Origin of the sequence: Shewanella algicola (assembly GCF_014648035.1) — a bacterium.
GTDB lineage: Bacteria > Pseudomonadota > Gammaproteobacteria > Enterobacterales > Shewanellaceae > Shewanella > Shewanella algicola.
Map to the genome: position 1 here is coordinate 53,864 of NZ_BMQI01000003.1, position 24,181 is coordinate 78,044.

27 protein-coding genes are annotated in these 24,181 nt (G+C 42.8%); 12 read left to right on the plus strand and 15 right to left on the minus strand.

Features of this window, described 5'->3' with window-relative positions; all coding sequences use genetic code 11:
* Window positions 1–38: 38 nt before the first annotated feature.
* The 9 genes from hisIE to IEY42_RS02315 form a co-directional block, all read right to left on the minus strand.
* Window positions 39–662 (minus strand): bifunctional phosphoribosyl-AMP cyclohydrolase/phosphoribosyl-ATP diphosphatase HisIE, encoded by a 624-nt coding sequence (gene hisIE, locus IEY42_RS02275; RefSeq protein WP_188923750.1) that lies wholly within the window; start codon window positions 660–662, stop codon window positions 39–41.
* 25 nt (window positions 663–687) lie between these two features.
* Window positions 688–1,461 (minus strand): imidazole glycerol phosphate synthase subunit HisF, encoded by a 774-nt coding sequence (hisF, locus tag IEY42_RS02280; RefSeq protein ID WP_188923751.1) that lies wholly within the window; start codon window positions 1,459–1,461, stop codon window positions 688–690.
* A complete protein-coding gene (gene hisA / locus IEY42_RS02285) occupies window positions 1,443–2,180 on the minus strand; it encodes a 1-(5-phosphoribosyl)-5-[(5-phosphoribosylamino)methylideneamino]imidazole-4-carboxamide isomerase (protein WP_188923752.1) in 738 nt (245 codons plus the stop codon). The genes hisF and hisA overlap by 19 nt, the downstream gene beginning before the upstream one ends.
* Window positions 2,177–2,821 carry an imidazole glycerol phosphate synthase subunit HisH gene (hisH, locus tag IEY42_RS02290; RefSeq protein WP_188923753.1) on the minus strand — a complete coding sequence of 215 codons (645 nt, stop codon included), beginning with the start codon at window positions 2,819–2,821 and terminating at the stop codon, window positions 2,177–2,179. Before hisH ends, hisA begins: the two co-directional genes overlap by 4 nt.
* 9 nt (window positions 2,822–2,830) lie before the next feature.
* On the minus strand, window positions 2,831–3,898 hold the full coding sequence (gene hisB, locus IEY42_RS02295; RefSeq protein ID WP_188923754.1) for a bifunctional histidinol-phosphatase/imidazoleglycerol-phosphate dehydratase HisB: 1,068 nt from the start codon (window positions 3,896–3,898) through the stop codon (window positions 2,831–2,833).
* A 60-nt stretch (window positions 3,899–3,958) separates the two neighbouring features.
* Window positions 3,959–5,020 carry a histidinol-phosphate transaminase gene (gene hisC / locus IEY42_RS02300; protein ID WP_188923755.1) on the minus strand — a complete coding sequence of 354 codons (1,062 nt, stop codon included), beginning with the start codon at window positions 5,018–5,020 and terminating at the stop codon, window positions 3,959–3,961.
* A gap of 60 nt (window positions 5,021–5,080) precedes the next feature.
* A complete protein-coding gene (hisD, locus tag IEY42_RS02305) occupies window positions 5,081–6,370 on the minus strand; it encodes a histidinol dehydrogenase (RefSeq protein ID WP_188923756.1) in 1,290 nt (429 codons plus the stop codon).
* Window positions 6,371–6,375: 5 nt separating this feature from the next.
* Window positions 6,376–7,275, minus strand: coding sequence for an ATP phosphoribosyltransferase (hisG, locus tag IEY42_RS02310; RefSeq protein ID WP_188923757.1), 900 nt, complete (start codon window positions 7,273–7,275; stop codon window positions 6,376–6,378).
* A 446-nt stretch (window positions 7,276–7,721) separates the two neighbouring features.
* Window positions 7,722–9,065 (minus strand): hypothetical protein, encoded by a 1,344-nt coding sequence (locus IEY42_RS02315; protein WP_188923758.1) that lies wholly within the window; start codon window positions 9,063–9,065, stop codon window positions 7,722–7,724.
* A gap of 193 nt (window positions 9,066–9,258) precedes the next feature.
* On the opposite strand from IEY42_RS02315, the gene IEY42_RS02320 reads away from it, so the two are divergent.
* Window positions 9,259–9,627: a Fis family transcriptional regulator gene (locus tag IEY42_RS02320; RefSeq protein ID WP_188923759.1), complete on the plus strand. Its 369-nt coding sequence runs from the start codon at window positions 9,259–9,261 to the stop codon at window positions 9,625–9,627.
* 13 nt (window positions 9,628–9,640) lie between these two features.
* Here IEY42_RS02320 and IEY42_RS02325 read toward each other — a convergent pair whose 3' ends face one another.
* Both IEY42_RS02325 and IEY42_RS02330 read right to left on the minus strand, forming a co-directional pair.
* Window positions 9,641–10,093, minus strand: a complete 453-nt coding sequence (locus tag IEY42_RS02325) for a DUF1569 domain-containing protein (protein ID WP_229779877.1) — start codon at window positions 10,091–10,093, stop codon at window positions 9,641–9,643.
* Between the two features lie 24 nt (window positions 10,094–10,117).
* Window positions 10,118–10,588 (minus strand): DUF6265 family protein, encoded by a 471-nt coding sequence (locus IEY42_RS02330; protein WP_188923760.1) that lies wholly within the window; start codon window positions 10,586–10,588, stop codon window positions 10,118–10,120.
* 167 nt (window positions 10,589–10,755) lie between these two features.
* On the opposite strand from IEY42_RS02330, the gene yoaA reads away from it, so the two are divergent.
* The 8 genes from yoaA (at window position 10,756) to rnd (ending at window position 19,729) form a co-directional block, all read left to right on the plus strand.
* Window positions 10,756–12,681 (plus strand): DNA repair helicase YoaA, encoded by a 1,926-nt coding sequence (gene yoaA, locus IEY42_RS02335; RefSeq protein ID WP_188923761.1) that lies wholly within the window; start codon window positions 10,756–10,758, stop codon window positions 12,679–12,681.
* A gap of 73 nt (window positions 12,682–12,754) precedes the next feature.
* Window positions 12,755–13,456, plus strand: coding sequence for a tRNA (adenosine(37)-N6)-threonylcarbamoyltransferase complex dimerization subunit type 1 TsaB (gene tsaB / locus IEY42_RS02340; protein WP_188923762.1), 702 nt, complete (start codon window positions 12,755–12,757; stop codon window positions 13,454–13,456).
* Window positions 13,457–13,526: 70 nt separating this feature from the next.
* Window positions 13,527–13,856, plus strand: coding sequence for a hypothetical protein (locus IEY42_RS02345; protein WP_188923763.1), 330 nt, complete (start codon window positions 13,527–13,529; stop codon window positions 13,854–13,856).
* Window positions 13,849–14,523: a M50 family metallopeptidase gene (locus tag IEY42_RS02350; RefSeq protein ID WP_188923764.1), complete on the plus strand. Its 675-nt coding sequence runs from the start codon at window positions 13,849–13,851 to the stop codon at window positions 14,521–14,523. The genes IEY42_RS02345 and IEY42_RS02350 overlap by 8 nt, the downstream gene beginning before the upstream one ends.
* Window positions 14,520–15,383, plus strand: coding sequence for a class I SAM-dependent methyltransferase (locus tag IEY42_RS02355; RefSeq protein WP_188923765.1), 864 nt, complete (start codon window positions 14,520–14,522; stop codon window positions 15,381–15,383). The genes IEY42_RS02350 and IEY42_RS02355 overlap by 4 nt, the downstream gene beginning before the upstream one ends.
* 372 nt (window positions 15,384–15,755) lie before the next feature.
* A complete protein-coding gene (locus IEY42_RS02360) occupies window positions 15,756–16,643 on the plus strand; it encodes an alpha/beta hydrolase (RefSeq protein ID WP_188923766.1) in 888 nt (295 codons plus the stop codon).
* A 227-nt stretch (window positions 16,644–16,870) separates the two neighbouring features.
* Window positions 16,871–18,544 carry a long-chain-fatty-acid--CoA ligase FadD gene (fadD, locus tag IEY42_RS02365; RefSeq protein ID WP_188923767.1) on the plus strand — a complete coding sequence of 558 codons (1,674 nt, stop codon included), beginning with the start codon at window positions 16,871–16,873 and terminating at the stop codon, window positions 18,542–18,544.
* Window positions 18,545–18,616: 72 nt separating this feature from the next.
* On the plus strand, window positions 18,617–19,729 hold the full coding sequence (rnd, locus tag IEY42_RS02370) for a ribonuclease D (protein ID WP_188923768.1): 1,113 nt from the start codon (window positions 18,617–18,619) through the stop codon (window positions 19,727–19,729).
* 74 nt (window positions 19,730–19,803) lie between these two features.
* Here rnd and minE read toward each other — a convergent pair whose 3' ends face one another.
* The 3 genes from minE to minC are packed head-to-tail and all read right to left on the minus strand — an operon-like array spanning window position 19,804 to window position 21,568.
* Entirely contained in the window at window positions 19,804–20,064 is a 261-nt protein-coding gene (gene minE, locus IEY42_RS02375; protein WP_188923769.1) for a cell division topological specificity factor MinE, read from the minus strand.
* Between the two features lie 2 nt (window positions 20,065–20,066).
* Entirely contained in the window at window positions 20,067–20,876 is an 810-nt protein-coding gene (gene minD, locus IEY42_RS02380; protein ID WP_188923770.1) for a septum site-determining protein MinD, read from the minus strand.
* 26 nt (window positions 20,877–20,902) lie between these two features.
* Window positions 20,903–21,568 (minus strand): septum site-determining protein MinC, encoded by a 666-nt coding sequence (gene minC, locus IEY42_RS02385; RefSeq protein ID WP_188923771.1) that lies wholly within the window; start codon window positions 21,566–21,568, stop codon window positions 20,903–20,905.
* Window positions 21,569–21,687: 119 nt separating this feature from the next.
* Between minC and IEY42_RS02390 the strand changes: the two genes are divergently transcribed.
* From IEY42_RS02390 to IEY42_RS02400, 3 genes are all read left to right on the plus strand, one after another.
* Window positions 21,688–21,966: a YcgL domain-containing protein gene (locus IEY42_RS02390; protein ID WP_188923772.1), complete on the plus strand. Its 279-nt coding sequence runs from the start codon at window positions 21,688–21,690 to the stop codon at window positions 21,964–21,966.
* 32 nt (window positions 21,967–21,998) lie between these two features.
* Window positions 21,999–22,961 carry a lytic murein transglycosylase gene (locus tag IEY42_RS02395; RefSeq protein WP_188923773.1) on the plus strand — a complete coding sequence of 321 codons (963 nt, stop codon included), beginning with the start codon at window positions 21,999–22,001 and terminating at the stop codon, window positions 22,959–22,961.
* Between the two features lie 61 nt (window positions 22,962–23,022).
* Entirely contained in the window at window positions 23,023–23,469 is a 447-nt protein-coding gene (locus tag IEY42_RS02400; RefSeq protein WP_188923774.1) for a YcgN family cysteine cluster protein, read from the plus strand.
* Between the two features lie 81 nt (window positions 23,470–23,550).
* Here the strand turns inward: IEY42_RS02400 and dsbB are convergent, their stop codons facing one another.
* Window positions 23,551–24,060 carry a disulfide bond formation protein DsbB gene (gene dsbB, locus IEY42_RS02405; RefSeq protein ID WP_188923775.1) on the minus strand — a complete coding sequence of 170 codons (510 nt, stop codon included), beginning with the start codon at window positions 24,058–24,060 and terminating at the stop codon, window positions 23,551–23,553.
* Window positions 24,061–24,181 lie beyond the last annotated feature (121 nt).

Genomic DNA, 24,181 nt, shown 5'->3' on the forward strand with positions numbered 1-24,181 from the left:
TGTTTATTTAGCAGCACTAAAGCATGGCTAAATGGATGTTATTTGTTGGCTTTAGTGTGGCGATCCAATAAATTTTTATTGATATCAGCCATTGATAGTCCTTGGTCCTCAAGTAGCACGATTAAGTGATACATCAGATCAGAGGCTTCATTGACCAGCTCTTCTTTGTCGTGAGTGGCTGCAGCAAGAGCGGTTTCAAGACCTTCCTCACCGACTTTTTGGGCAATACGCTTAGTACCACGTTCAAATAATGATGCGGTATAGCTTGAGTCAGCACTTTGGCCTTTACGTGAAATAATCAAATTGGTCAGATTATCAATAAAAGGGTGCGCGTTGCCGTCTTTCCAGCAGCTTTCTGTGCCTTTGTGGCAGGTTGGGCCGTTCGGAATGACTTGCACTAAAAAGCTGTCGTTGTCGCAATCTTTGTCGATAGCGATAAGGTCGAGTGTATTACCTGAGGTTTCACCTTTGGTCCATAAACGCTGCTTCGAGCGGCTAAAAAAAGTGACTTGCTTAGTGGCAAGGGTTTTTTCTAGCGCGGCCTGGTCCATGTAGCCAAGCATGAGCACTTTGCCTGTTAGGTGATGTTGAACAACCGCAGGAATAAGCCCTTGTTGTTTGTCCCAATCTACAGTTGTACTGTCAAATACGATATCAGTCATTGATGTTCTCTTTTTTTCGGCAACGTTATAAACGAATGGCGATGTGATTGGCGCGTAAGTATTGCTTTAATTCGCCAATATCAATAATGCCTTTGTGGAATACGCTTGCAGCTAATGCGGCGTCGACTTTGGCAAGTTCAAACACGTCTTTAAAGTGTTCCATGGTGCCCGCACCACCGGAAGCAATTAATGGCACGTCACAAATAGCGCGTACCATGCTGAGTTGTTTAATGTCGTAACCACCACGCACGCCATCTTGATTCATGACGTTAAGCACAATTTCACCACAACCGCGTTTTTGCACTTCTTCCACCCAGTCTTGAGTATACCATTGCGTGTCTTTGGTGGCGGCTTCATCGCCGGTAAACTGTTTCACTTTGTAGCTATCAGTTTCGGCGTCGTAGTATGAGTCAATCCCAATGACAATACACTGGCGACCAAACTCATCTTGCAAGCGCGATATCAAACTTGGATCGGTTAATGCTGGCGAGTTAATCGAGATTTTATCGGCACCAAATGCCAGTTTCTCACGCGCTTGCTCAATGGTTTTAATGCCACCGGCAACACAAAAAGGGATATCAATTTGTTCAGCGACGCGGCTCACCCAGGACTTATCGATAACCCGGTCGTGGGCACTGGCGGTAATGTCATAAAACACTAATTCATCAGCGCCTTCGTCAGCGTAACGGGCGGCGAGGGGAACGATGTCACCGACAATTTCGTGGTTACGAAATTGCACGCCTTTAACCACTTTACCTTCACGAACGTCAAGACACGGAACTATGCGTTTGGCCAGCATTGTATTGCCTCCTCAACGGTAAATTGATTAATTAGCAGGGCTTTACCAATAATAATGCCCGACGCTTTACTGTCACGCACTGCGGCAACGTTATCTAGGGTGGCGATACCGCCTGATGCTTGCCACAAAATGTGAGGGTAAGTTGATGCCAGTTCAGTATAAAGCTCTGTATTAGCGCCTGTTAGGGTGCCATCACGGCTGATGTCAGTGACTAAAGCATGTTTAAGGCCAACTGTTTCAAACTCGGCGACTAACGATTCGAGTGACTTACCACCACCTGATTGCCAGCCTGAAACCGCCACAATTTTTTCGCCAGCGTCATTGATATTGACATCAAGGGCTAAACAAATAGCATCGCTGCCGTATTTTACAAACCAGCTTTTAACCAGTTCAGGTTCTTTGACTGCAAGGGAGCCAATCACCACACGTTTAACGCCAATATTAAGCAGCTCTGCGACTTGTTCTTCACTGCGAATACCACCGCCAACTTGAATATCAACATCGAGCCCAGCGGCTAATTCGCTGATAAGCTGGGTTTGGCGCTTGTTGGGATCTTTTGCGCCAGTGAGGTCAACTATATGGAGTAACTTAGCACCTTGTGCTTGATACGATTGCAGTTGTGCCAGCGGGCTTAAGTCAAATGTGGTTTGTTTATCGTAGTCGCCCTGGTATAGGCGCACAACTTGGCCGTCAATTAAATCTATGGCAGGAATAATCACTGTGATGTCCCCATATTTAAAAAGTTTTGCAAAATTTGCGCACCGACTTTGGCGCTTTTTTCAGGGTGAAATTGCACCCCGAAAAAGTTATCTTTACCAATGGCTGCACTAAATGATTCGCCATAAGTGCTGCTGGCTAAGGTGTATTCACTGATGGGCGCGCGGTAGCTGTGCACAAAGTACACATAACTGCCATTTTCAATCCCGGTAAATAACGGGTGCTCACCTACATCTATTTGGTTCCAACCCATGTGCGGTAATGGCAAGCCTTTGCTGTCAAGATCGCCAATATCAGTCGGTACTAGGCCTAAACAGGTAATATCTTGCTCGCTACGTCCGCCGTGCTCATTCGATAAACTGGCAAGCATTTGCATGCCAAGGCACACGCCCATGACGGGCTGAGTTAAACTTTTAATTAACCCGATTAAGTTTTTTTGCTTTAACGCATCCATCGCAGCGCCAGCGGTGCCAACGCCGGGCAATACCACTCGAGCAGCACTGCGAATAACATCAAAGTCAGCACTGACAATGACATTGGCGTTAAGGCGTTCAAAAGCAAAGCGCACAGAGCTTAAATTGGCACAGCCAGTGTCGATAATCACTGTGAGGTCATTGCTTGAAGAAACAGATTCTTGTGTCACGTTAACTCCTTACAGTACGCCTTTGCTTGATGGCAGTATATCGCCTTCGACCTTCACAGCTTGGCGAAGTGTGCGGCCTAATACTTTAAATAGTGCTTCCACTTTGTGGTGATCGTTATCGCCTGTTGAGCCAATGTGCAATGTGCAACGAAGACCGTCAGCAAATGAACGGAAGAAATGCGGCACCATTTCAGTGGCCATTTCGCCGACCATTTCACGGTCAAAGTCAGCGGTGAATTTAATGAATGGGCGACCTGAAATGTCCATTAAGCATTCGCCGCTGGCTTCATCCATCGGTAAGCTAAAACCAAAGCGAGCAATACCCCGTTTGTCACCGAGCGCCTGGCGAATAGCATCACCAATGGCCAGGGCTGTGTCTTCAACACTGTGGTGATCGTCAATTTCTAAATCGCCGTCAACGTGGACGTCCATTTTGAAATTGCCGTGAGTTTGAATTTGGTCAAGCATGTGGTCAAAAAAGCCGATGCCGGTTTCAATTGAACCTTTGGTTTGACTGTCTAAGTCGATAGTGACGTTAATGTTGGTTTCTTTAGTCGTACGTACAACATTCGCGATACGGCCTTTGCTTAATAGAGCATTGGCAATGTCATCCCAGTTAAGGCTTTGACGGTCGTATTTAAAGCTTTTAATGCCCATGGCATTGGCAAGCTCTACATCAGTGTCACGATCGCCAATCACGGCAGAGGTGGTAAAGTCGATTTTACCTTGAGTTAAGTAGTCTTTAACCAAGCCAAGTTTGGGTTTGCGACAGCTGCAGTTTTCGTCATTAAAGTGTGGGCAAATCACCACATCGTCAAAATTAACCCCCTGACTGGCAAAGATTTGCATCATCATATTGTGCGGGGCATCAAAGTCTTCTTTTGGAAACGATGGCGTGCCTAAACCGTCTTGATTACTCACCATCACTAAGCGAAAACCGGCTTTTTGTAACTTGAGTAATGCAGGGATAACCTGCGGCTCAAAAACCAATTTTTCTAAGCTGTCTAGTTGCTTGTCGATTGCAGGCTCTTCGACTAATGTGCCATCGCGGTCGATGAATAATATGTTCTGTTTCATGTGACTACCTTAAGAATAGGGTGTAATTTTTATAGTTAACTTTTACAAGTTTCAATTGGGTTATGCCGCAGAGCCGTCAAACAACGCAACAATGGCATTGGTTTGTGGCTCGTTGGTAAAGCTAAAGCGAATAGCATCAGCTAAACGTGGATCTTTGTATGCGCGGGCAACAATACCTGAGTCTCGTAGGCGCTCAGCTACGCTAGTAACGTCGTCAAATTTGGCTAATACATAATTACCATTTGCCGGCAAAACGTTAGCGCCAAATGAACTTAATGCTGCACTTAACCGCTGGCCTTGTTCGATTAAACTCGCCACCTGGGTTTGCATGGTATTAAGGCCTTGCGCACTTAAGGCTTTAGTGGCTAATTCAGACACGGGTAGTGGCACTGGATAAGGTGCAATCACTAACATGACTAAATCGATAATGGCATCATTGGCGAGCATAAAGCCACAACGGGCGCCGGCCAATGCAAATGCTTTTGATAAGGTGCGCAGTACGACTAGGTTAGGGTAGGTGCCCAGTAAATCTGCCACGCTGTATTGTGGACAGAATTCAATATAGGCTTCATCAACCACCACGATAGCATTAGGCGCAGCTTGAATGGCTTGCTCAATGTCGTCTTTAGAGATAACCGTACCTGTTGGGTTATTTGGGTTACAAATAAACACGATTTTAGCGGCACAAATTTGAGTTGGCCATGCCTGTGGTAGCTGATAATCATCGGTTAAACTTAAAGTGGTCACCGCAACATTAAACGTGGCAGCGCTAATGGCGTACATGCCATAAGTAGGACCAAAACAAGCGATGCTGTCGACACCTGGCACACAAAAGGTGCGGATTAACAGTTCAATAGCCTCATCCGCGCCGCGACTTGCAATAATGTTACTGGCCTTTACGCCTGAATAGTTGCTATATGCATTAATCAGCTCAGGAGGTTGGCACTCTGGGTAACGATTTACTTTATCTAAATCACTGTTGTTAAACGGTGACTCGTTAGCATTGATCCAAATATCACCACGTCCGCCAATACGTCTGGCACTTTGGTACGGGGTTAACTGTAGCAATTCTGGTCTGGCTAATTGCTTTGGGTCAAAAGTCGCTGCGGTGTTTTGGCTCATGGTTTTGCTCTCTACTTTCTACACGTTATAGGTGTTAACTGATCTTGTGTTGTTGCGATCTTAACTTAAACTGGCTAAACGAATTGCGATGGCATTTTTATGCGCATCTAACAGCTCATTTTCGGCCAGTACCATGACATTTTGGCCTAAAGTTTGTAACCCTTGTTTGCTGAGCTCTTGCACGGTAAAACGGCGACTAAAATCAGCGAGTGATAAACTTGAAACCGAGCGGCTGTAACCATAGGTGGGTAATACATGGTTAGTGCCACTGGCGTAATCACCAACTGACTCTGGGGTATAAGCACCTAAAAATACAGAGCCGGCACCGCGTACTTGCTTAAGCACATCACGTGGCGAATTAGTTTGAATAATCAAGTGTTCTGGGCCATATAAGTTAGACACTTTAGCCGCTTGACTCATGTCGCTGACAACAATACTGCGGCTACATTCTAGTGCAGTTGCAGCAATGTCTTTACGGCTCAACTGCATAAGTTGTTCAGTTAACGCTTGGTTAACTGCTTTTGCTAAGTCAACGGAGTCCGTCACTAACATCACTTGTGAATCAGTCCCATGCTCAGCTTGTGATAGTAAATCAGAGGCCACAAAACCTGCATTGGCGTCTTTGTCGGCAATCACCAATACTTCAGACGGGCCTGCTGGCATATCAATCGACACGCTGACACGACTATCTTGCGATACAAGACGTTTAGCTTCAGTGACATATCGATTACCAGGGCCAAAAATTTTATCGACGTTTGGCACTGATTCGGTACCAAATGCCAACGCTGCAATGGCTTGGGCGCCACCGACCTGGAATATATCGGTAATCCCACACACATTGGCGGCATACACAATGGCATCATTTATCGGCGGTGGGCTTACTAATACACGTTTTTCGCAACCGGCGATTTTTGCGGGTAACGCTAGCATCATCACGGTCGAAATCAGTGGTGCTGTACCACCAGGAATATATAAGCCTACACGTTCAATTGGCTCACTTCGAAGCTCACAGCGAACTCCCGCTTGGGTTTCAATATCGACACCATTAAACACTTGTGCGTTATGGAATGTTTCAATGTTGGCAACAGCTTGCGCTACAGCGTTTTTTACATCGTCACTGACACGCTTACATGCTGCATTAATTTGCTCAGCCGTTAAAGCGAGCTCGGTCAGTTCAACACCATCAAAACGCTTGTTAAAGTTGATTAACGCCGCATCACCCTGGCTGCTAACTTGTTCGATAATATCGCGCACACCTTGCTCAACGCTGGCGTCACCAATTAATGGCGAACGCGCTAACGTTTGTTGTTGTTCAGCTTTAGATAAAGACGCCCAATTGAGAATTTGCATGTGTGTTACCCCATCATTTTTTCAATTGGCATCACAAGAATAGAACTTGCACCCAATGCGGTTAATTCTTCCATGGTGTCCCAGAATAAATCTTCTGTGCTTACCACGTGAATAGCCACACGGTTAGTGTCATCATTTAATGGCAATACTGTTGGGTTTTCAGCGCCTGGCAGTAGGGCAACAATTTGATCTAAGGTTTCAAGTGGTGCGTGTAATAAGATGTACTTACTTTCGCGGGCACGAATAACACCATTAATACGCGATAATATTTTGTTGATAAGTGCTTGCTTTTCAGTCGATTGAGTTTCATTTGATTGGATGATGCAGGCCATTGAGCGATAAATTACTTCCGTTTCATATAAGCCGTTAGCTTCAAGTGTGGCACCGGTAGAGACTAAATCACAAATGCCATCAGACAAACCAGCTCGTGGGGCAACTTCTACAGAGCCTTTTAACATACAGTCGCTGTAGTTAATGCCTTTTTCTTGCATAAAACGACGTAGCAGATTTGGGTAAGAAGTGGCAATGCGAAGGCCTTCAAGTGACGTAGCATCTTTGTAAGCAAACTCATTTGGTACGGCAAGTGATAAACGACATGAACCAAAGTCTAATTCACGTAGTTTAGTGCATTGTGCTGGTTTGCCCGCTAATTGACGCTCAATTTGTTCTTCTTCTAGTACGTTTTCACCAATGATGCCGAGGTCAACAACGCCGTCCATGACTAAGCCTGGAATGTCATCATCACGAACGCGTAATAAATCGATTGGCATGTTGTCTGCGTGAGCGATAAGGCGCTGTTCGTTGACGTTGAATTTTACACCACAACGTTTAAGTAGTTGCTGAGATTCTTTTGATAAACGACCTGATTTCTGAATGGCGATGCGTAAACGCTTTGACTGGCTCATGTGGTACTTCCTTAATATGTTAAATATAAAATGTTGTAAATTTAAAAGCTTAAATAAAAGTAATTCTGTAGAAAACAAAAAACCCCTGAAATTCCTTCCAGGGGTTTATGTGAAATAGTGTTCACCACCAGAAGGATAACGTCCTTCGGCAGTAAGCATCCGAAGGCTACCGCATATGGTGATGATGATGGATTGTAGTCACTTGGATGTTCATAATTTATCTCTTGGTGTTGTCTTAAATAATCACTTTATATGAGGACTTATTCACTCACTTAATGCCGTGTAAAACGACTTGCAGTTAACTTAACCGCATTTATGCTTGTTTGCAATAGTGAACAAAGCATTTTTGTCATTTAATTACCAAATTTATTGCATAACTTATGCATTGCACCTTCATGATGATTTTTACTCATGATGCGTGCATGGATTTTAATCACTTCATGGGTTTATGGATAAATAATATTAGATGAGGTGAGCTGCAGCTGCATTTGATTACTGATGTCTGCTTTTTGGCTAGCGGTTAATTGTGTCGAGTTATCAATGGCAATCAATGCCGTTTTTTTATCGAAAGCACTCCACACATTAACCGTATTGATAATGGATTCTAAACGAACACTGGTATCGCTAATGCGCTCAGCAACATTAAAAGCTTGCTGTGGATCGGTTTGGGTTAACTGATTGGCTCGTTGCCGAAAGGCAATGTCTTTATTGTCGTCAGTTAACGAGTCAATTGATTGTAAAAAGGTGGTTTCAGAATGATCAATGAGGGCATAACTGGCGTTAATGATAATGTCGCGCTGCACATTAATCTCATAATCATCGATGCGCGCAAGCATCATATCTGGCTCGACACTGGCAATCTCTGCCACGGCACTATTGTAATAATCCTGGTTGAGCTCGTAAGTTTGTTTTTGGTTATTTAAAAATACTAAAGCTGCTTCAGGATCAGTTTCTGCCATTTTACGCGATATAATAAACACGCCGCTGGCGCGCTGCTCTGTGGCAATGCTGTCGAGCCAGTCGACGGCCTCTTGAACATTTTTGTCAACTAATTGATAAACCATCGAAGTGATAAGGTAATTAGTCGACTCATTTAATGGTAATGATGATATTAAACTAGCCGCTTCGGTAGGGGATTGCTCGATATAGTAGTACATGGTATTTAAATACATTTTGAGCGTGGAGGATGTTTCGGGTTGCTGCTTTAGCCACTCAAATGCACCCATGGCATCAGTACTGGCCCATGAGTCGACAATAGACATAATGACAGAGGTTTTCATCGGCTCAACGGTGAGTAGGTCAACATCGCTTAATGCTTGCTGGGGATTAACTGAGGCTATGCCGCGCAAATAACTGTCAACTAACGACTCGTAATCGTCGCTGGTATTTTGCTCGATTATCCATGAAATCACATTTGAGAATTGTTTTTTGCCAGCAATTTCTAATATGAAGCCATATAAGTCTTCATGTTGTGTTTCTTGGGCAATTAACAGGGCTTCTAAAGGGTCTTGTTCTGCAAGTTGCAATATCCTAAAAATCGACATGTAAGAGGTGTCATCTTGCGATATAGACGCTTTCATTGCTTCACGGTCATGACCAGAACCATCATATTGCTGCGGTGTGCTAACATTCGTATTAGATGAAACGGCCACAACAACGGGCTGAGATATTGCAGCTTGAGTATTGACCGTTTGCTGCTCTTTGAGATTATCAGCATCACTTTGCCAAAGAAGCGGGTAGCTTATAAAGCCAATACCCCAACTGAGCATCACCACAATTAACCATTTCATGTTTGCTTTTCCTTAAGCACAATTTGCATTGGAGTTGTTAACGCTATTTTTTACCTTGAAGAAGGTTAACGTTATTATGATGCATTACCAATTGCAATAATTTGTGTCACTTAGCATCATTGTGGCATGGATATCCTTAACCCTGAATAGAACCTTGTATAGGTAGAATCATAGAACATTAGAGAGCGGTATCATGCGTAAAAGCGATAAAAAAATAGATAATCAATTGAGGCTGGCGTTAACTGATGTGTGCGATCATGCTCTTGAATGTTATCCAGGATTTGAGTGGATTACCCATACCGTAGATTATGACTCGTTTCCTAAAAGTTTACGCATTGTGTGTGTGTTTGATGCTGAGCAGCAATTAAGGCACTTTAATCATCAAGGCCATAAAACCGCGTTGCTAGCCCACATTAAACGCAACCTAGCAGACGTTGGTATTGTACTTAACAATATAGATAAACAGGTTAGCTTTGATACTGAAACCGCTTGCCAACAACAGCATAACGGTAACTGGGCATTACGTTTAAACGCAGCCATCATTAACCACAAGTTCCATTAATGATGATGTTGATCTAGCTAAACGCGTTAAACGTGTCGAGATGATTATAAAAATGTAAAACATGGGCAAGTTCATAATCTGCTTTGTTTAATTCTCCGTAAGCAAAATGGGGTGCCAATGGCCCTTGGTACTGCTCAAAATCTGTCACAGAGTTTAACAACCTTGTCAGAGCTTGTTTTACATCAACATTAGGGTCAAGTGCAGGAGCTGCTGGTATCGCTTCGCTAAGGCTGTGAGTCATTGCACCTTTAGTGGCAAACGCAGCAAAGGCAAGTGCGCCTACAGAGTGCTTAAATACCGCTGATTTATGTTGCGGAAATCCGCTCATTGAAAATTCGACACTTTGCGCACAATGGCTAAACACCTGATCACTATTCCAGTCACCTGTGCTTAAGCTTGCCAGTTGCTCCGAAGGAAGGGCGAGCATTACATTAAGTTTGGCTTGTAAACTGTTGAGGTTAAGCAAACTTGGGTTCTTGCCTTGGCTGCATTATTCATCCTTGTTATGGGGTTCGTTGACCCGAGTAAACTTGAGCTCAAAGCCTTGGTTATCTTGACCGCTTACGGTAACGCGGATGTGTTGACTGTCGATAAAATCATATTCAATTTTATTAGGAAAATCATGGTCATGATTTTCAAACACGGCTAAGGCATCTTTACAATGGGTTAATTTAAAGGCCACAGGCAATGGGTTTTGCCTGACTTTAGCGAGATAATAAATCCCTCCGGACATATTGACTAAACGCAGTGACTCATTATGTTGCCATTGGTCGTTGTAAGTTTCATTACTGCCTTCGAATGTATTGTCACTAACTTGATGCCACTGCTCTTGTAATGTGCTGTGTGCTTGTACACTTTGCCATTTGCCCATCAAGCCTGTTAGTTGATTGAGGCTATTGCATTGTTTGGCCAAGGTGCTAAACGGGGTTAACAGTATGAACAATAAAAGTAATGATTTCATCGGATAACTCGTGCATTTTTTAGTTAAGCTTATGTGCTTTTATGGCATACACCAGCCCAAATAATGTTTTGCGTATTTATGTTGTGATTAATAGTTGGAACATTAGCGTGTTATCAGCATAATACTTAACAATTTAAGTCAGTATTTGTCGACCATTTGAGGGCATTTTGAGTTCAAGACTTACTCAAACAGTAATTCACCAATTTAGCCAGCATGGCGCCTTGGCGAAAAATGTGCACAATTATCATAACCGTCAAAGTCAAACCGACATGGCGGTGGCGGTGAGTGAGGCGATTAGCCAAAAACAAAATGTCATCCTTGAGGCCGGCACTGGCGTCGGTAAAACTTTTGCCTATTTAATCCCTGCTATTCTCAGCGGCAAACAAGCGGTGATTAGCACCGGCAGTAAAAACTTGCAAGAGCAGTTGTTTTTAAAAGACTTACCTGCGTTGCTAACCATGTTAGATATGCACGTACCCATCGCATTACTTAAGGGGCGTAATAACTACTTATGCCAGTTACGTCTTGAAAAACAAATGCAAAATGCCGCTCATTTTAGTGACTATTACATCGACGATTTACTCAAAATTAATCAATGGGCGAATTTAAGTAAAGACGGTGACATAGGTAATTTAACCTCGGTTGCCGAACATTCTGAGGTGTTACCTAGTGTGGTCAGCACTAAAGAAACCTGTACCGGTAAAAAGTGTGAACATTACGATGTGTGTTTTACTCGTAAAGCACGTGTGCGGGCTATGGATGCGAAAGTGGTGGTGGTGAATCATCATTTGTTTTTTGCCGACCGATTACTCAAAGACACCGGATTTGCAGAGTTGTTGCCCGATCCCGACGTGGTGATTTTTGATGAAGCCCATTTAGTGCCAGACATTTGCATTAATTACTTTGGCAGCCATATATCCAGCCGTGAAATCGACACCTTACTCAATGATATTATCAAACTTCATCGAGAAGTGATTCGCGACAGTATTCAAATAGAGCAATTAGCCCAACGGGGTTTGCAGGCGCTAAGTAATTGGCATAACGCCATGTACGACAATCAAGTGTCTGACTGGCGTAAAGTTTTGGCTAACAAACAGTTAGCTACAGTCTCGTGGACTTTGCAACAAGCATTAGCTGACTTGGCAAAACTCATGACCCATCATCTTGGTCGCGACGACCAGCTTGATTTAGCGTTTGAGCAACTCCATGAGCTCGCTGAAAAACTACAAGATTATTTTGAATGTAAAGACATGCAAGCGGCCTACAGCGTTGAATTAGGTACAAGGTTTGTCATGCTAAGATTAAGCCCAATTAATGTGGCTAAGCAATGCCAACAATTATTTGATGCTAACACCCGCTGGATTTTTACCTCGGCCACATTACAGGTCAACCGCAGCTTAGGCCATTTTGCCACTGAGTTAGGCTTAACATCAGCCAAACAGATCATTTTAGACAGTCCGTTTGATTACCCCAATCAAGCGATGTTTTGTGTACCGAGACATTTAGGCAAGGTAGGGCAATCGCAACATACGGTGAAACAATTGGTTGATGTGTGTATTCAAGCCATTAATGCCGCGCAGGGAAGAACATTTATATTGTTCACCAGCCATCAAATGCTTGAGCAAGTTGCCTCATCATTGCAAGGACGTACAACTTATCCGTTATTGGTACAGGGACAGGCAAGTAAACAAAGCTTATTAAATAAATTTAGGCAACTTGGTAATGCGGTGCTGCTCGGCACCAGTAGTTTTTGGGAAGGGGTCGATGTGCGCGGTAAGTTACTCAGTTGTGTCATCATCGATAAGTTACCGTTTGTGTCGCCTGATGATGCTCTTTATAAAGCACGAGCAGCCAATGCTGAACGCCAAGGGTTAGACCCTTTTAGTCACATATCGTTACCCCAGGCGGTGATTAGCTTAAAACAAGGTGTTGGCCGGCTTATTCGTGATGAAAAAGATCGCGGCGTGTTGATTTTGTGCGACAACCGCATTGTCAATCGCGCTTATGGGCAAGCTTTTATTAATTCATTGCCGCCAATGCAGCGCACACGTGATTTAGACAAAGCGCTGCAGTTTTTAAAACACATCCCTTAAGCTTTTTAAAACGCGGCGCATCAGTTATCATACTCGGATTATTTGATGCTTTTTTACTGGGTACTTTTTTATAATGTCACAGCTGTTAACCATCCTTGCGCTTGATACCTGCACCGAAACCTGTTCTGCTGCACTTACTGTCAATGGCAAGGTGTTTGCCCAGATTGCTGATGCCCCACGTGAGCACAGCCAGCGTTTATTACCTATGGTTGATGACGTATTAGCACAAGCTCAAGTGACGTTAGCCGATGTGGATTTAATTGCATATGGCCGTGGTCCTGGCAGCTTCACCGGAATACGGATTTGCACCAGTATGACTCAAGGTTTAGCGTTAGGTCTTGATTTACCTGTGATTGGTATTTCTACACTTGCGGCAATGGCACAAGCTGCCATTACTGAAACCGGCGCCACTCAGGTGCTTTGCTGTATTGATGCGCGCATGAATGAAGTGTATTGGGGACAATATATTGCTAAAGATGGCATTGCGATATTAGTGGGTGAGGAGCATGTTAGTGCACCTGAATCGATTGAATTGTTACTTGACTCAAGCCAAGTTATTCATGCTTGTGGTACCGGATTTGATGCATATCCACAACTGTTAACACTGACGCCTCAAACGGTGCTCTGTGCCGAAGGCCGTTATCCTGATGCCAAGTATATGCTTGTTTTGGCTCAGCAAGGTCAACAACAGGGTTTGCATACCAGCGTTGATGAGCTCGCACCAGTTTACTTACGAGATACCGTCACCTGGAAAAAACTTCCCGGTCGAGAATAGCCATTGGCGAAATTTTGACATATTATTTACATAGACGTGTTAATGACAATATAAGGCAACTGAATCGTAAATGGCGATTAATCCAGCACTATCGACAGCGTATAATCAATCAGGCCCCGTTAGCCTGAGCCAAGCTGTTGCCGGAAATCGACCCATTATTCCAGCAAGTGATCTTATTGTTGTTAACCCTATTCCTGCAGATGCTGCTCAGCAAAACAATGACAGTCAAAAGCTTGCAATCGTTGATGATGTGACTTTATCCGCAAAACAACAAGCTCGCGTTGAATATGATCGTGACACCACGAGTCAACGCGGCGCGATAGCCCAATATTTGTCTACACAACATTCAGCTAAGCGTGACGAAATTCAACAAATGGTCGGTATCGACTTATATGCCTAGTGCGGTTTCGGCAACGCCTAGTCGCAGTCGTTTTATGCTTGAACTGCTGGTGGCCTTTTTACTGACGCGTTTGCCTTTTATTTCTATCCCTTTCAAATGGCTCGAAAGCTACTTTCATGAGTTATCACATGGTATTGCCGCCTTATTAACCGGTGGCATAGTGAGTCATATCCAGTTATTTCCTAATGGTGCCGGTTTTTGTTTTACCCAGGGCGGAAGCAGTATGCTTATTGCATACGCGGGCTATTTCGGTGCGGCATTATGGGGTTATGTGATTTTTTTATTAGCGACTAAAAGAAGCAGTATTCGCTTTACACTCGGCTTACTCGGGTTAACTGTCGCAGCATCATTAGTGTTTTGGGCCCGCGATTTACTCACCATGGCTATTTTGTTGGTACTAACAATACTTTTTTTGTTACCACTTAAATTAAAAAACAGTAGTGTGTTAAACACCTTACTGCGTATATTAGGGCTCATGATAATTTTGAATGCCATGGCGAGTCCAATGGTGTTATTAGGCTTAAGCGGCCAGGGCGATGCGGTCATGCTAGCGCAATTGACTTGGATACCTGCATGGATATGGGTTATGACGTGGCTATTATTCAGCGGATTAATGCTTTGGTTATGTTGGCAGAAAGTCGATTATAAAAAGGGAGTAATTAAATGAAACGTAACATGATGTTAGGCGCTTTAATTGGTTTTTCGAGCTTAGGATTTTCCACCACTGTACTTGCGGCAGATGCAGTACCCGCTGAACAAGTGATGGCACCTCAAGTGAATACCGCGTTAGCTAAAGCGGTGGCAAGTGAGTTCCGTACAGCAGAAAATAAGCTGCGTGATAATCATCGTCATCCAGCAGAAACCCTCGCGTTTTTTGACATTAAACCAGAACAAACCGTGATTGAACTATGGCCTGGCGGTGGTTGGTATGCTGAAATTTTAGCACCTTATTTAGCTGAAAAAGGTAAGTACGTAGCGGCAAATTTTGAAACAGAACCGGCTGCAGATACCAAGCAAACTGCTTATTATAAATCTGCAGGTTTGCGTTTTGAAAAGTGGGTGAGTGACAACAAAGCCAGTGTCGGTAATGTGCAATTTGTGACGTTAGATCCACCGGCTAAATTTTCATTAGGTAAAGATAACTCAGCTGATCACGTGCTGACATTCCGTAACTTGCATAATTGGGCAATGAAAGGCGAGTTAGAAGGTGTGTTTAAAGCAGCCCATGATGTGTTAAAAGTGGGTGGTTCATTTGGCGTTGTTGAGCACCGTGCCAATATTGGTATGGCAGCAGAAAGCGGCTATATGGATGAAAACCAAATGGTCGAATTGGCTAAAAAGTATGGTTTTGAGTTAACTGCGAGCTCAGAAATTAACGCCAATCCAAAAGACAGCAAAGATTATCCAAAAGGCGTGTGGACTCTTCCTCCACGTTTAGCCATGGGCGAGCAAGATAAACAGAAGTACATCGACATTGGTGAAAGTGATCGTATGACACTGAAGTTCACCAAAACAGCGGCTAAATAAGCAGCTAAGGGGTAATCTACTGAGTGTTTGCAGTGGGTTACCCCTGTTATTTAAATGATTTCTTCATTGGTCATTTACTAGGGGTTGTTGAGCTTTGCTGGTTAAATTTTTTTCAAGTTAAAAACGTTTTTAGCCGAACCCTTCGGGCAGCGTTTGTTGGCCATTTTTACTGCGTTATTGACTTTTTATGTAGAATAACTACACCTCAAAGTCTCTGTCGCGCAGTTGTAAATGTGAGTAATGACCAACATTCACTGCAAAAACAACCTTGAAAGATCAACAGGCTTTAGGGTCTATGCCTGTAAATGTGCCGTCTCTGTCACAATCCTTATCTCCATCCAATGTCGTTTTACAATAAAAAGTGAGCCAAGCATGCTGACACTGAACTCAACCGAATTTCAATTACCTTTGGCGCATATTACCCTTGCAGCAAAGCGTTATGGCCAAAAAGATAAGCCGATTTTGTTGGCATTACATGGTTGGTTAGACAACGTAGACAGTTTTATTCCTTTGGCACAAGCTTTTGAGCAGCAGGGATTACTTAATCAATATCAATTAATCTGCATTGATTGGCCTGGGCATGGTTTATCAGACCACCGCCCAGGGCATTATCCGCTGCACTGGATTGATTACATTTATGACTTACATGCTATTATTCAATCGCTTAGCCAAGAAAAACAACCCATCACTGTGATAGGTCATTCCTTAGGGGGCATTGTCGCATCGGCTTATAATGCGTGTATGGGAGACAATATTGAAAAGTTGATTTTAATTGAAGCTCTAGCGCCATTATTTGAGTCTGCTACTAATGCTAAAACTCGGCTACATAAGGGGTTACAGCAACAGCAACGTTTTAATCAGCAATTATCTCGGCCCACGCCAACGTATGCTTCGACAGAGGTTGCCATTCAGGCTCGCCATCAATTAACCGGGCTAGCACTGCCTTGGTGCGAAATGATTACTGCGCGGAATATGCAACTTTTTGAAGGAAAATACGCCTGGCGAAGCGACCCTAGATTAAAGCTGGATTCATTAAATCGTTTTACATTTGAACAGGTTGACGGATTAATGACCATCAGTAATACCCCAACGCTTTTTATCGCAGCTCAAGATGGTTATAAACAGCTTACCCTTACCGAAGAACATGCAAATACCTGGTTTAGCGACATTAAAATGGTAACATTAACTGGCGATCATCATTTACATATGGGGAATGCCAACCAGGTCGCAGAAACGATTGGAGCTTTTGTTCTAAATTAGTGCTTATGGCTACTGAAATCGCTGTTATTTTGATTTCATTTATGTGATTATGGTCAAAAATTAAAACGCTTGTATGATTTTTGTCACGGCAGTTTGTCATTAGCATTTTTCATTATAAGTAACATAAAAGCCTGCGATAACAATATTAATGATACGCAGTCGCTAAAAATTTTACCACTGACGGGGAATGCACGTCTTAGCACAGTGGGATTTATTAGGAGACACCTGTGGACCAGCCTTGGATTAATCACCTGCCTGAACAAGTTCCGGCCGAAATCGACCCATCTCAATTTAGTTCTTTAGTACACATGTTTGAAGATTCAGTGGCAAAATATGCCGATCAAGCTGCATTTATCAACATGGGTGCGACGATGACTTATCGCAAACTTGAAGAACGCAGTCGCGCATTTGCGGCCTATTTACAAAATGATTTGCACTTAAATAAAGGTGATCGTGTTGCCATTATGATGCCCAATTTGCTGCAATACCCAATTGCATTATTTGGCATTTTACGTGCCGGAATGGTGGTGGTGAATGTTAATCCACTTTATACCCCTCGTGAGCTAAAGCATCAATTAATCGACTCGGGCGCAAAAGCCATTGTTGTGGTATCAAACTTTGCAAACACCTTAGAAGAGGTAGTTGATCAAACCCCAGTAGAATCGGTCATCATTACCAGCTTAGGCGATCAGCTCAGTGCGCCTAAACGTACCCTGGTTAATTTTGTCGTTAAGTACATCAAAAGGTTGGTACCTAAATACCATTTGCCACATGCTTTATCGTTTCGTGAATCGTTAAGCAAAGGTCGCCGTTTGCAATACATTAAAGCAGACATCAATGGTGATGATTTAGCATTTTTACAGTACACCGGCGGCACCACCGGTGTGTCAAAAGGGGCGATGCTCAGCCATAAAAATGTGGTCAGCAATGTGTTGCAAGCCAATGGCGCCTATTCGCCAGCACTGGAAGACGGTGTTGAGTTTGTGGTCACCGCACTGCCGCTTTATCATATTTTTGCTTTAACCGTTAACTGCTTATTGTTTTTACATAAAGGCAGCAAAAATTTATTAATAACTAACCCACGCGATATTCCGGCGTTTGTCAGCGAGCTGAAAAAATACCCATTTACCGCCTTAACTGGGGTGAACACCTTATTTAATGCCTTAGTGAACAATGAAGAATTTAATAAGCTAGACTTTTCTGGGCTTAAGTTTTCCATTGGCGGCGGCATGGCCGTACAGCGTGCAGTGGCTGATAAATGGCAGAAAATTACCAAAACTCGCTTATTGGAAGGTTACGGGTTAACCGAAGCATCGCCATTGGTGACGTGTTGTCCTTATAATTTAGAAGGTTATAACGGTTCTATTGGTTTTCCTGCGCCATCAACATTTATTCAAGTTCGTGATGATGATGGTAATGTACTAGCCCAAGGTGAAACCGGCGAGTTATTCGCAAAAGGCCCACAGATTATGCAAGGGTACTGGCAACGTCCTGAAGAGACATCAAAAGTCATTGATAAAGATGGCTGGCTCGCAACAGGTGATATCGGTTACATGGACGAAAAGGGCTTTTTCTTTATTGTTGACCGTAAAAAAGACATGATTTTAGTGTCTGGCTTTAACGTATTCCCGAATGAAGTTGAAGAGGTCGTTGCGTTGCATCCTAAGGTGATTGAAGTGGCCGCTGTAGGCGTACCTCATGAAGCCAGTGGTGAATTAGTCAAAGTATTTGTGGTTGCCAATGATAAATCTTTGACCGAAGAAGATCTAATTAAGCATTGCCGACAACATTTAACGGGATATAAAGTACCTAAGCTGGTAGAATTTAGGGACGAATTACCAAAAACGAATGTGGGTAAAATTTTACGCCGACAACTTCGAGATGAAGTTAACAAAGCATAAAATAATAGCCGGCAATTGAGCCGGCTTTTTTATTGGTGTTTTTCCCCATTTGTATTTTTAGCGGAGCTTATTTTGTTAACGTTTGAATATATCAGTGATGATGCCAGCCTTTTATCATTAGTTGAGCAGTACCAACAGAGCACCTTATTAGTACTTGATACTGAATTTGTCCGCACTCGAACCTACTATGCCAAATTAGGGCTTATCCAAGCTTATGACGGTAAAACTTTAGCGTTAATCGACCCAGTTGCTATTACCGATCTCAGTCCCTTTTGGCAATTACTCACCAACCAACAGATTGTGAAGTTAGTGCATTCATGCAGCGAAGACCTTGAAGTTTTTGCCCATTATGGTGAGTGTCAGCCAAGCCCGCTATTTGATAGCCAAATTGCAGCCAGTCTTGCTGGATTAGGCCATGGTTTAGGTTATGCCAAGCTCGTTGATGCTTGTTTGCAAGTTGAAATTGATAAAGGTGAATCTCGTACTGATTGGATGAAACGCCCATTGACTGAGGCGCAGCTGCAGTACGCTGCAAACGATGTGTATTATTTATATAAGCTCTATCCGCAACTTCAACAAAAGCTCGCTGAAAGCCAGCGTGAAGCCTGGCTGTTTGAAGAAGGGCAGCGCATGACCGAAGGACGGATGTCATTACCTGACGGCGACACCATTTATCTGAAAGTTAAAAATGCTTTTCAATTAAATAGTCAGCAATTAGCTTACTTAAAAGTGTTAGCAAAGTGGCGTTTAAATAAAGCCGTTAATCGTAATTTAGCTTTGGGTTTTGTGGTTAAAGATCATGCATTAATTGCGTTAGCGAAAAAACAGCCAACAACCCTAACTGAGTTAAACCGTTTAACCGATTTAACTGAGCAAGAAAAACGGATTCATGGCAAAGAGTTGTTAAGTGTAATGGCAACTGCCGACTTAACTCACTTGCCAGAGGTTGTTGACATTGTTGCGCTTAAATCAGGATACAAGTCGGCCTTTAAAGACGTTAAAAATCGTTTAACCGAATTATGCGAACGTGAAGCTGTGTCACTTGAGTTTGTGGGCTCTAAACGTCATATACATGAATATTTACTTTGGCTTTATCATGAGAAGCAAACTGCAACTCCATTACTGTTAAGTGGTTGGCGCGGTGAATTAGTAAAAGATTTACTGGCAGATGTGCGCTTTGGTTAAGCCCTAATAGCAATAAAAAAGGATACTCGCAATATATGCCAGTATCCTTTTTTATGAACGCCTTACTAAGCCGTTTATTTTGACTCGGGCAGCGTTACGTTAAGTTCTAATACCGATAAATTATCATCGTTTTGGTCGAGTTGTACAGACACCTGGTCCTCTGATATCTGCACATATTTACGGATCACTTCAATGATTTCTTGTTTCATCTTTGGGAAGTAATCGGGGGCACCGCGCTCTCCACGCTGATGAGCCACAATTATTTGCAATCTTTCCTTCGCCAACGATGCGGTATTGGTTTTTTTATTGCTTCTGAAATAATCAAGTATCGACATAGTTAGCTACCAAATATCCTTTTAAGGAATCCCTTTTTTTCTTCTGTTATAAATCGAACCGGTACATCGTCGCCTAATAAACGCGCGACAGTATCACTGTAAGCTAAACCTGCATCACTTTCTTGATCAATAATGACCGGTACACCAGAGTTTGATGCTTTAAGTACTGACTGCGACTCAGGGATCACCCCAAGCAGTTCAATCGCTAAAATTTCTTTCACATCTTCAACGCCAAGCATCTCGCCTGTTTTTACTCTAGCAGGAGAATAACGCGTCAGCAGTAAATATTCTTTAATCGGCTCAAGTGATTGCTCTGCACGGCGAGAGCGGCTTTGTAACATCCCTAAAATACGGTCGGAGTCGCGTACTGAGCTGACTTCTGGGTTAGTGGTTACAATGGCGATATCGGCAAAATACAATGCCATCATTGCGCCTTGTTCAATCCCGGCTGGTGAGTCACACACAATGTAGTCAAAATCTTTGGCTAAATCGTCCAACACACGACCAACACCTTCTTTGGTTAAGGCATCTTTGTCGCGCGTTTGTGAGGCGGGTAATATAAACAATTTATCGCAGCGCTTATCTTTAATTAACGCTTGGTTTAAATTGGCTTCGCCATTAATGACGTTAACAAAGTCATATACTACACGACGTTCACAACCCATAATCAAATCAAGGTTACGTAAGCCAATATCAAAGTCGATAACGACGGTCTTTTTGCCTTTTAAAGCTAACCCGGTGGCAATTGCTGCACTGGATGTTGTTTTACCCACACCGCCTTTACCTGATGTGACAACAATAATTTGCGCCATTTTGTTTTAATCCTTTTATTTGCCAATTATTGGGGCAATGATTCTACTGTGAGAGATTCGCCATCAAGGCGGACACAACCTCTTTGATTGAGAACGTATTGTTGTAAATGTTCTGTTAACCAATACTGTCCAGCAATCGACACTAATTCTGCTTCTAGCGAGTTTGCAATAATCACGCTTTGATTATCACCCGCAGCACCTGCCATGGCTTTGCCACGCAAGGCTCCATAGATATGAATGCTACCATCAGCAATGACTTCTGCGCCATTACCAACTGCACCAAAAATGATTAAATCAGCATTTTGTGCGTATATTTGTTGCCCAGAACGCACATTTTGCTTAACAATTTTTGTGGCGCGTTTGGGTAACTCAGCTTTTGGTGCTTGTTTGCCAGACTTTACTACTGCAATCGCCATCTCTTTGGCTTGTTCAATTTGTTCTTTGTTGGCATCGGTAATCCCAACAATAATTAAATTTCGGTCAGTTAATAATTGTTTGAGGGCGTAAAAATCAATTTGTTCATGCTGGATGGCAGACAGGTTTAATACCAGAGGAGCACCCAGAAAAAATTGAGGCGCTTGAGCCAGTTTATTATCTAATTCAGCAGCGACAAGGTCGAGATCGTGATGATTAATATGCAGTACTGATAATGTAAAAGACGTGGCTTTTAATTCGAGACTTTGTTTAGCCATCCCGGCATTGTTCTCCAAAACATCAGCTTGAAACTGATTTACAATTATTTTCTTGAGTCACCATGTTATAGTGTGCTTAGTTGACTATCAAGTTTGAACCTTTGGAAATTTAAACTAAAATGATTTGTGCAGTATATAAAAGTAGCAGAAAAGCCGATACATACCTTTTTGTCAAAAAACGTGATGTTTTTGATGATGTTCCAGAGCCATTAATGGAAATGTTTGGCGCACCGATGTTAGTGATGGTTTTCCCGTTATCTAAGCGTGATCACCTTGGTATTGCTGACATAGACAAAGTTAAAAGCGCGTTAGAAGAAAAGGGCTTTTATTTACAAATACCGCCCCCAATCGTTAATTTGCTTGATCAACATAAACAAGAGATAGGTTTTAAGCAATAAACAGAATCTCTTGAGGAGTAAACAGGACTCATATGATTCTAAAAATCATTTTAAGCACAATTATTTACTTCTTCACTTCTCATTTGGTGGTTGCTAATAATAGCCATCACCAATTTGAAGATTATCTACTTTCTCTACAACAGCAAGCCATCAGCGCCGGTGTATCGCCTTTGTTAGCCGAACGCCTAATTGGCAACATCAAAATATTTAAAAAAGCCAATATCGATAACGATTCACAACACACTCTTGAAACTTACATACCACAAATGGTGCCTGAAATCAGTGTCAGTACCGCCAGAGCTATGCTTCAACAGCATGAAACCTTACTCAATAACCTGAGCCAGCAATACCAAGTGCAACCACGGTTTATGATTGCATTGTGGGGAATTAACTCGCGTTTTGGTGAACGCCCTGGTCGTTTCCCTGCGTTATCAGTATTAGCGTCGTTAGCTTTTAATGGTGAAAATCAGCTTTTTTATGTTAACGAGTTTATTGCTGCACTTAAGCTCATTGAACAAAGTAAGTTTAAAGTGAATGCTCTCAAAAGCTCATCGACTGGAGCCATGGGGCAAATGCAAATGATGCCATCGCAACTATTAAGTTACCTAGTCGATGGTGATAATGATGGTCATTTTGATATTTGGAGCAGCACAGAAGATGCCTTTGCAAGTGCTGCAAATATGCTCAATCAACAAGGATGGCAGTATGATGCAACCTGGGGCAGGCAGGTCAAAGCGACAATGATGTTAGATCCTAGCTTGCTGGGGTTAACCAGTACGCATACCTTTTTGCAATGGCAGGCATATGGGATTAGACGTTTTAATGGTAATAATCTACCGCAGCGAGATGACATTACCGCATCACTTATTGCGCCAGATGGCCCTCAAGGACGTTTTTATTTGGTGTATGAAAACTTTCGGTTATTAGATCAATTTACGGCATCAATTCATGACACTTTAGCGTTAACCTATCTTTCTGAAAAAATTAAGCAGTAACCATTGGAGTTTTAGGTGTAAAATAACGGCAAATTTAAATCAATAACCAGTTAGATAGACCATGATGACGCAATTTTGGACAACCACACCGCTTGAAAAAATGACACCTGTACAATGGGAATCACTTTGTGATGGCTGCGGAAAATGTTGTTTAAATAAAATAATCGATGACGAAACCGACGAGCTTTATTACACCAATGCCGCCTGCCATTTATTAGACAGCGACAGCTGCGGATGTCGACGCTACATTGAACGTTTTAAATACGTACCAGAATGCACTGCGATTACGCCAGATAATATCAGCGAGTTAACCTGGTTACCTAATAGTTGCGCTTATCGTCGTCTACATTTAGGTAAAGGGTTACCTAGCTGGCATCCGCTTTTAACTGGCAGCAAAGACGCAATGCATGCTGCGGGTATTTCTGTGCAAGGCAAAACTGTTAACGAAATGAAAGTAAAATACCTAGAAGACTGCATTGTATTGTGGCCATTGTTGGACGTTGAATAGTTAAATCACAATAATCATTGATGACAACATAAACAAAAAAGACCTCATTTGAGGTCTTTTTTGTTTATGCGTCCCACCTAGCTACTTAAGCGGTTTTACACTCGGAACAAGCATTATTAACCAAATTACACCGTAAATAGCAAAACACACCATCATCCATTGTGCCATGCTCACCGACAGCCAAGTCCAGGGTAAATCGCTGCACATCCCAGTAGGTGAAAACACTGAAGGTAGCCACACATCTAATGGCATAAAGCTTGGAAACTCAGGGTAAAAAGAGCATGTTGCAAAAGGTGACGGGTTCACTTGCATGTCGTTAAGTTCAGAGGCTAGTCGAAATCCCCATACAGAAGAGACAGCCCAACTCACTAACCCTACAAAGCGGACAATCCACAGTTTAGGTTGTAGCATGCCAATCAACCCTGCCAATATTAGGCCAAGCACGGCAACACGAACATAAATACACATGACGCAAGGGGCCAAATCCATTGTGTACTGAAAAAAAAGGGCGACTAGTTCTAACACGACACCTGATAGGGCAAGCAAGCCCCATGATAAACGGCCACGACAAAAAAGTTGTAACGCTGACAAGTGCTGCTCCTAATACATTTTACAGATAAAAAAACACCCTCAATTGAGGGTGTTCAAATGGGTTGTGTCGACTTTAAGATAATTTATCTATTAAGTCCATTCCCCTTGGGTGTTCAACCGT

Excerpts from the sequence above, each read along its gene's own strand:
- hisIE (WP_188923750.1), bottom strand. The coding sequence starts at position 662 with ATGACTGATATCGTATTTGACAGTACAACTGTAGATTGGGACAAACAA.
- hisF (WP_188923751.1), bottom strand. The coding sequence starts at position 1,461 with ATGCTGGCCAAACGCATAGTTCCGTGTCTTGACGTTCGTGAAGGTAAA.
- hisB (WP_188923754.1), bottom strand. The coding sequence starts at position 3,898 with ATGAAACAGAACATATTATTCATCGACCGCGATGGCACATTAGTCGAA.
- hisC (WP_188923755.1), bottom strand. The coding sequence starts at position 5,020 with ATGAGCCAAAACACCGCAGCGACTTTTGACCCAAAGCAATTAGCCAGA.
- hisD (WP_188923756.1), bottom strand. The coding sequence starts at position 6,370 with ATGCAAATTCTCAATTGGGCGTCTTTATCTAAAGCTGAACAACAACAA.
- hisG (WP_188923757.1), bottom strand. The coding sequence starts at position 7,275 with ATGAGCCAGTCAAAGCGTTTACGCATCGCCATTCAGAAATCAGGTCGT.
- IEY42_RS02315 (WP_188923758.1), bottom strand. The coding sequence starts at position 9,065 with ATGAAATGGTTAATTGTGGTGATGCTCAGTTGGGGTATTGGCTTTATA.
- IEY42_RS02320 (WP_188923759.1), top strand. The coding sequence starts at position 9,259 with ATGCGTAAAAGCGATAAAAAAATAGATAATCAATTGAGGCTGGCGTTA.
- IEY42_RS02330 (WP_188923760.1), bottom strand. The coding sequence starts at position 10,588 with ATGAAATCATTACTTTTATTGTTCATACTGTTAACCCCGTTTAGCACC.
- tsaB (WP_188923762.1), top strand. The coding sequence starts at position 12,755 with ATGTCACAGCTGTTAACCATCCTTGCGCTTGATACCTGCACCGAAACC.
- IEY42_RS02345 (WP_188923763.1), top strand. The coding sequence starts at position 13,527 with ATGGCGATTAATCCAGCACTATCGACAGCGTATAATCAATCAGGCCCC.
- IEY42_RS02350 (WP_188923764.1), top strand. The coding sequence starts at position 13,849 with ATGCCTAGTGCGGTTTCGGCAACGCCTAGTCGCAGTCGTTTTATGCTT.
- IEY42_RS02355 (WP_188923765.1), top strand. The coding sequence starts at position 14,520 with ATGAAACGTAACATGATGTTAGGCGCTTTAATTGGTTTTTCGAGCTTA.
- IEY42_RS02360 (WP_188923766.1), top strand. The coding sequence starts at position 15,756 with ATGCTGACACTGAACTCAACCGAATTTCAATTACCTTTGGCGCATATT.
- minE (WP_188923769.1), bottom strand. The coding sequence starts at position 20,064 with ATGTCGATACTTGATTATTTCAGAAGCAATAAAAAAACCAATACCGCA.
- minD (WP_188923770.1), bottom strand. The coding sequence starts at position 20,876 with ATGGCGCAAATTATTGTTGTCACATCAGGTAAAGGCGGTGTGGGTAAA.
- minC (WP_188923771.1), bottom strand. The coding sequence starts at position 21,568 with ATGGCTAAACAAAGTCTCGAATTAAAAGCCACGTCTTTTACATTATCA.
- IEY42_RS02390 (WP_188923772.1), top strand. The coding sequence starts at position 21,688 with ATGATTTGTGCAGTATATAAAAGTAGCAGAAAAGCCGATACATACCTT.
- IEY42_RS02395 (WP_188923773.1), top strand. The coding sequence starts at position 21,999 with ATGATTCTAAAAATCATTTTAAGCACAATTATTTACTTCTTCACTTCT.
- IEY42_RS02400 (WP_188923774.1), top strand. The coding sequence starts at position 23,023 with ATGATGACGCAATTTTGGACAACCACACCGCTTGAAAAAATGACACCT.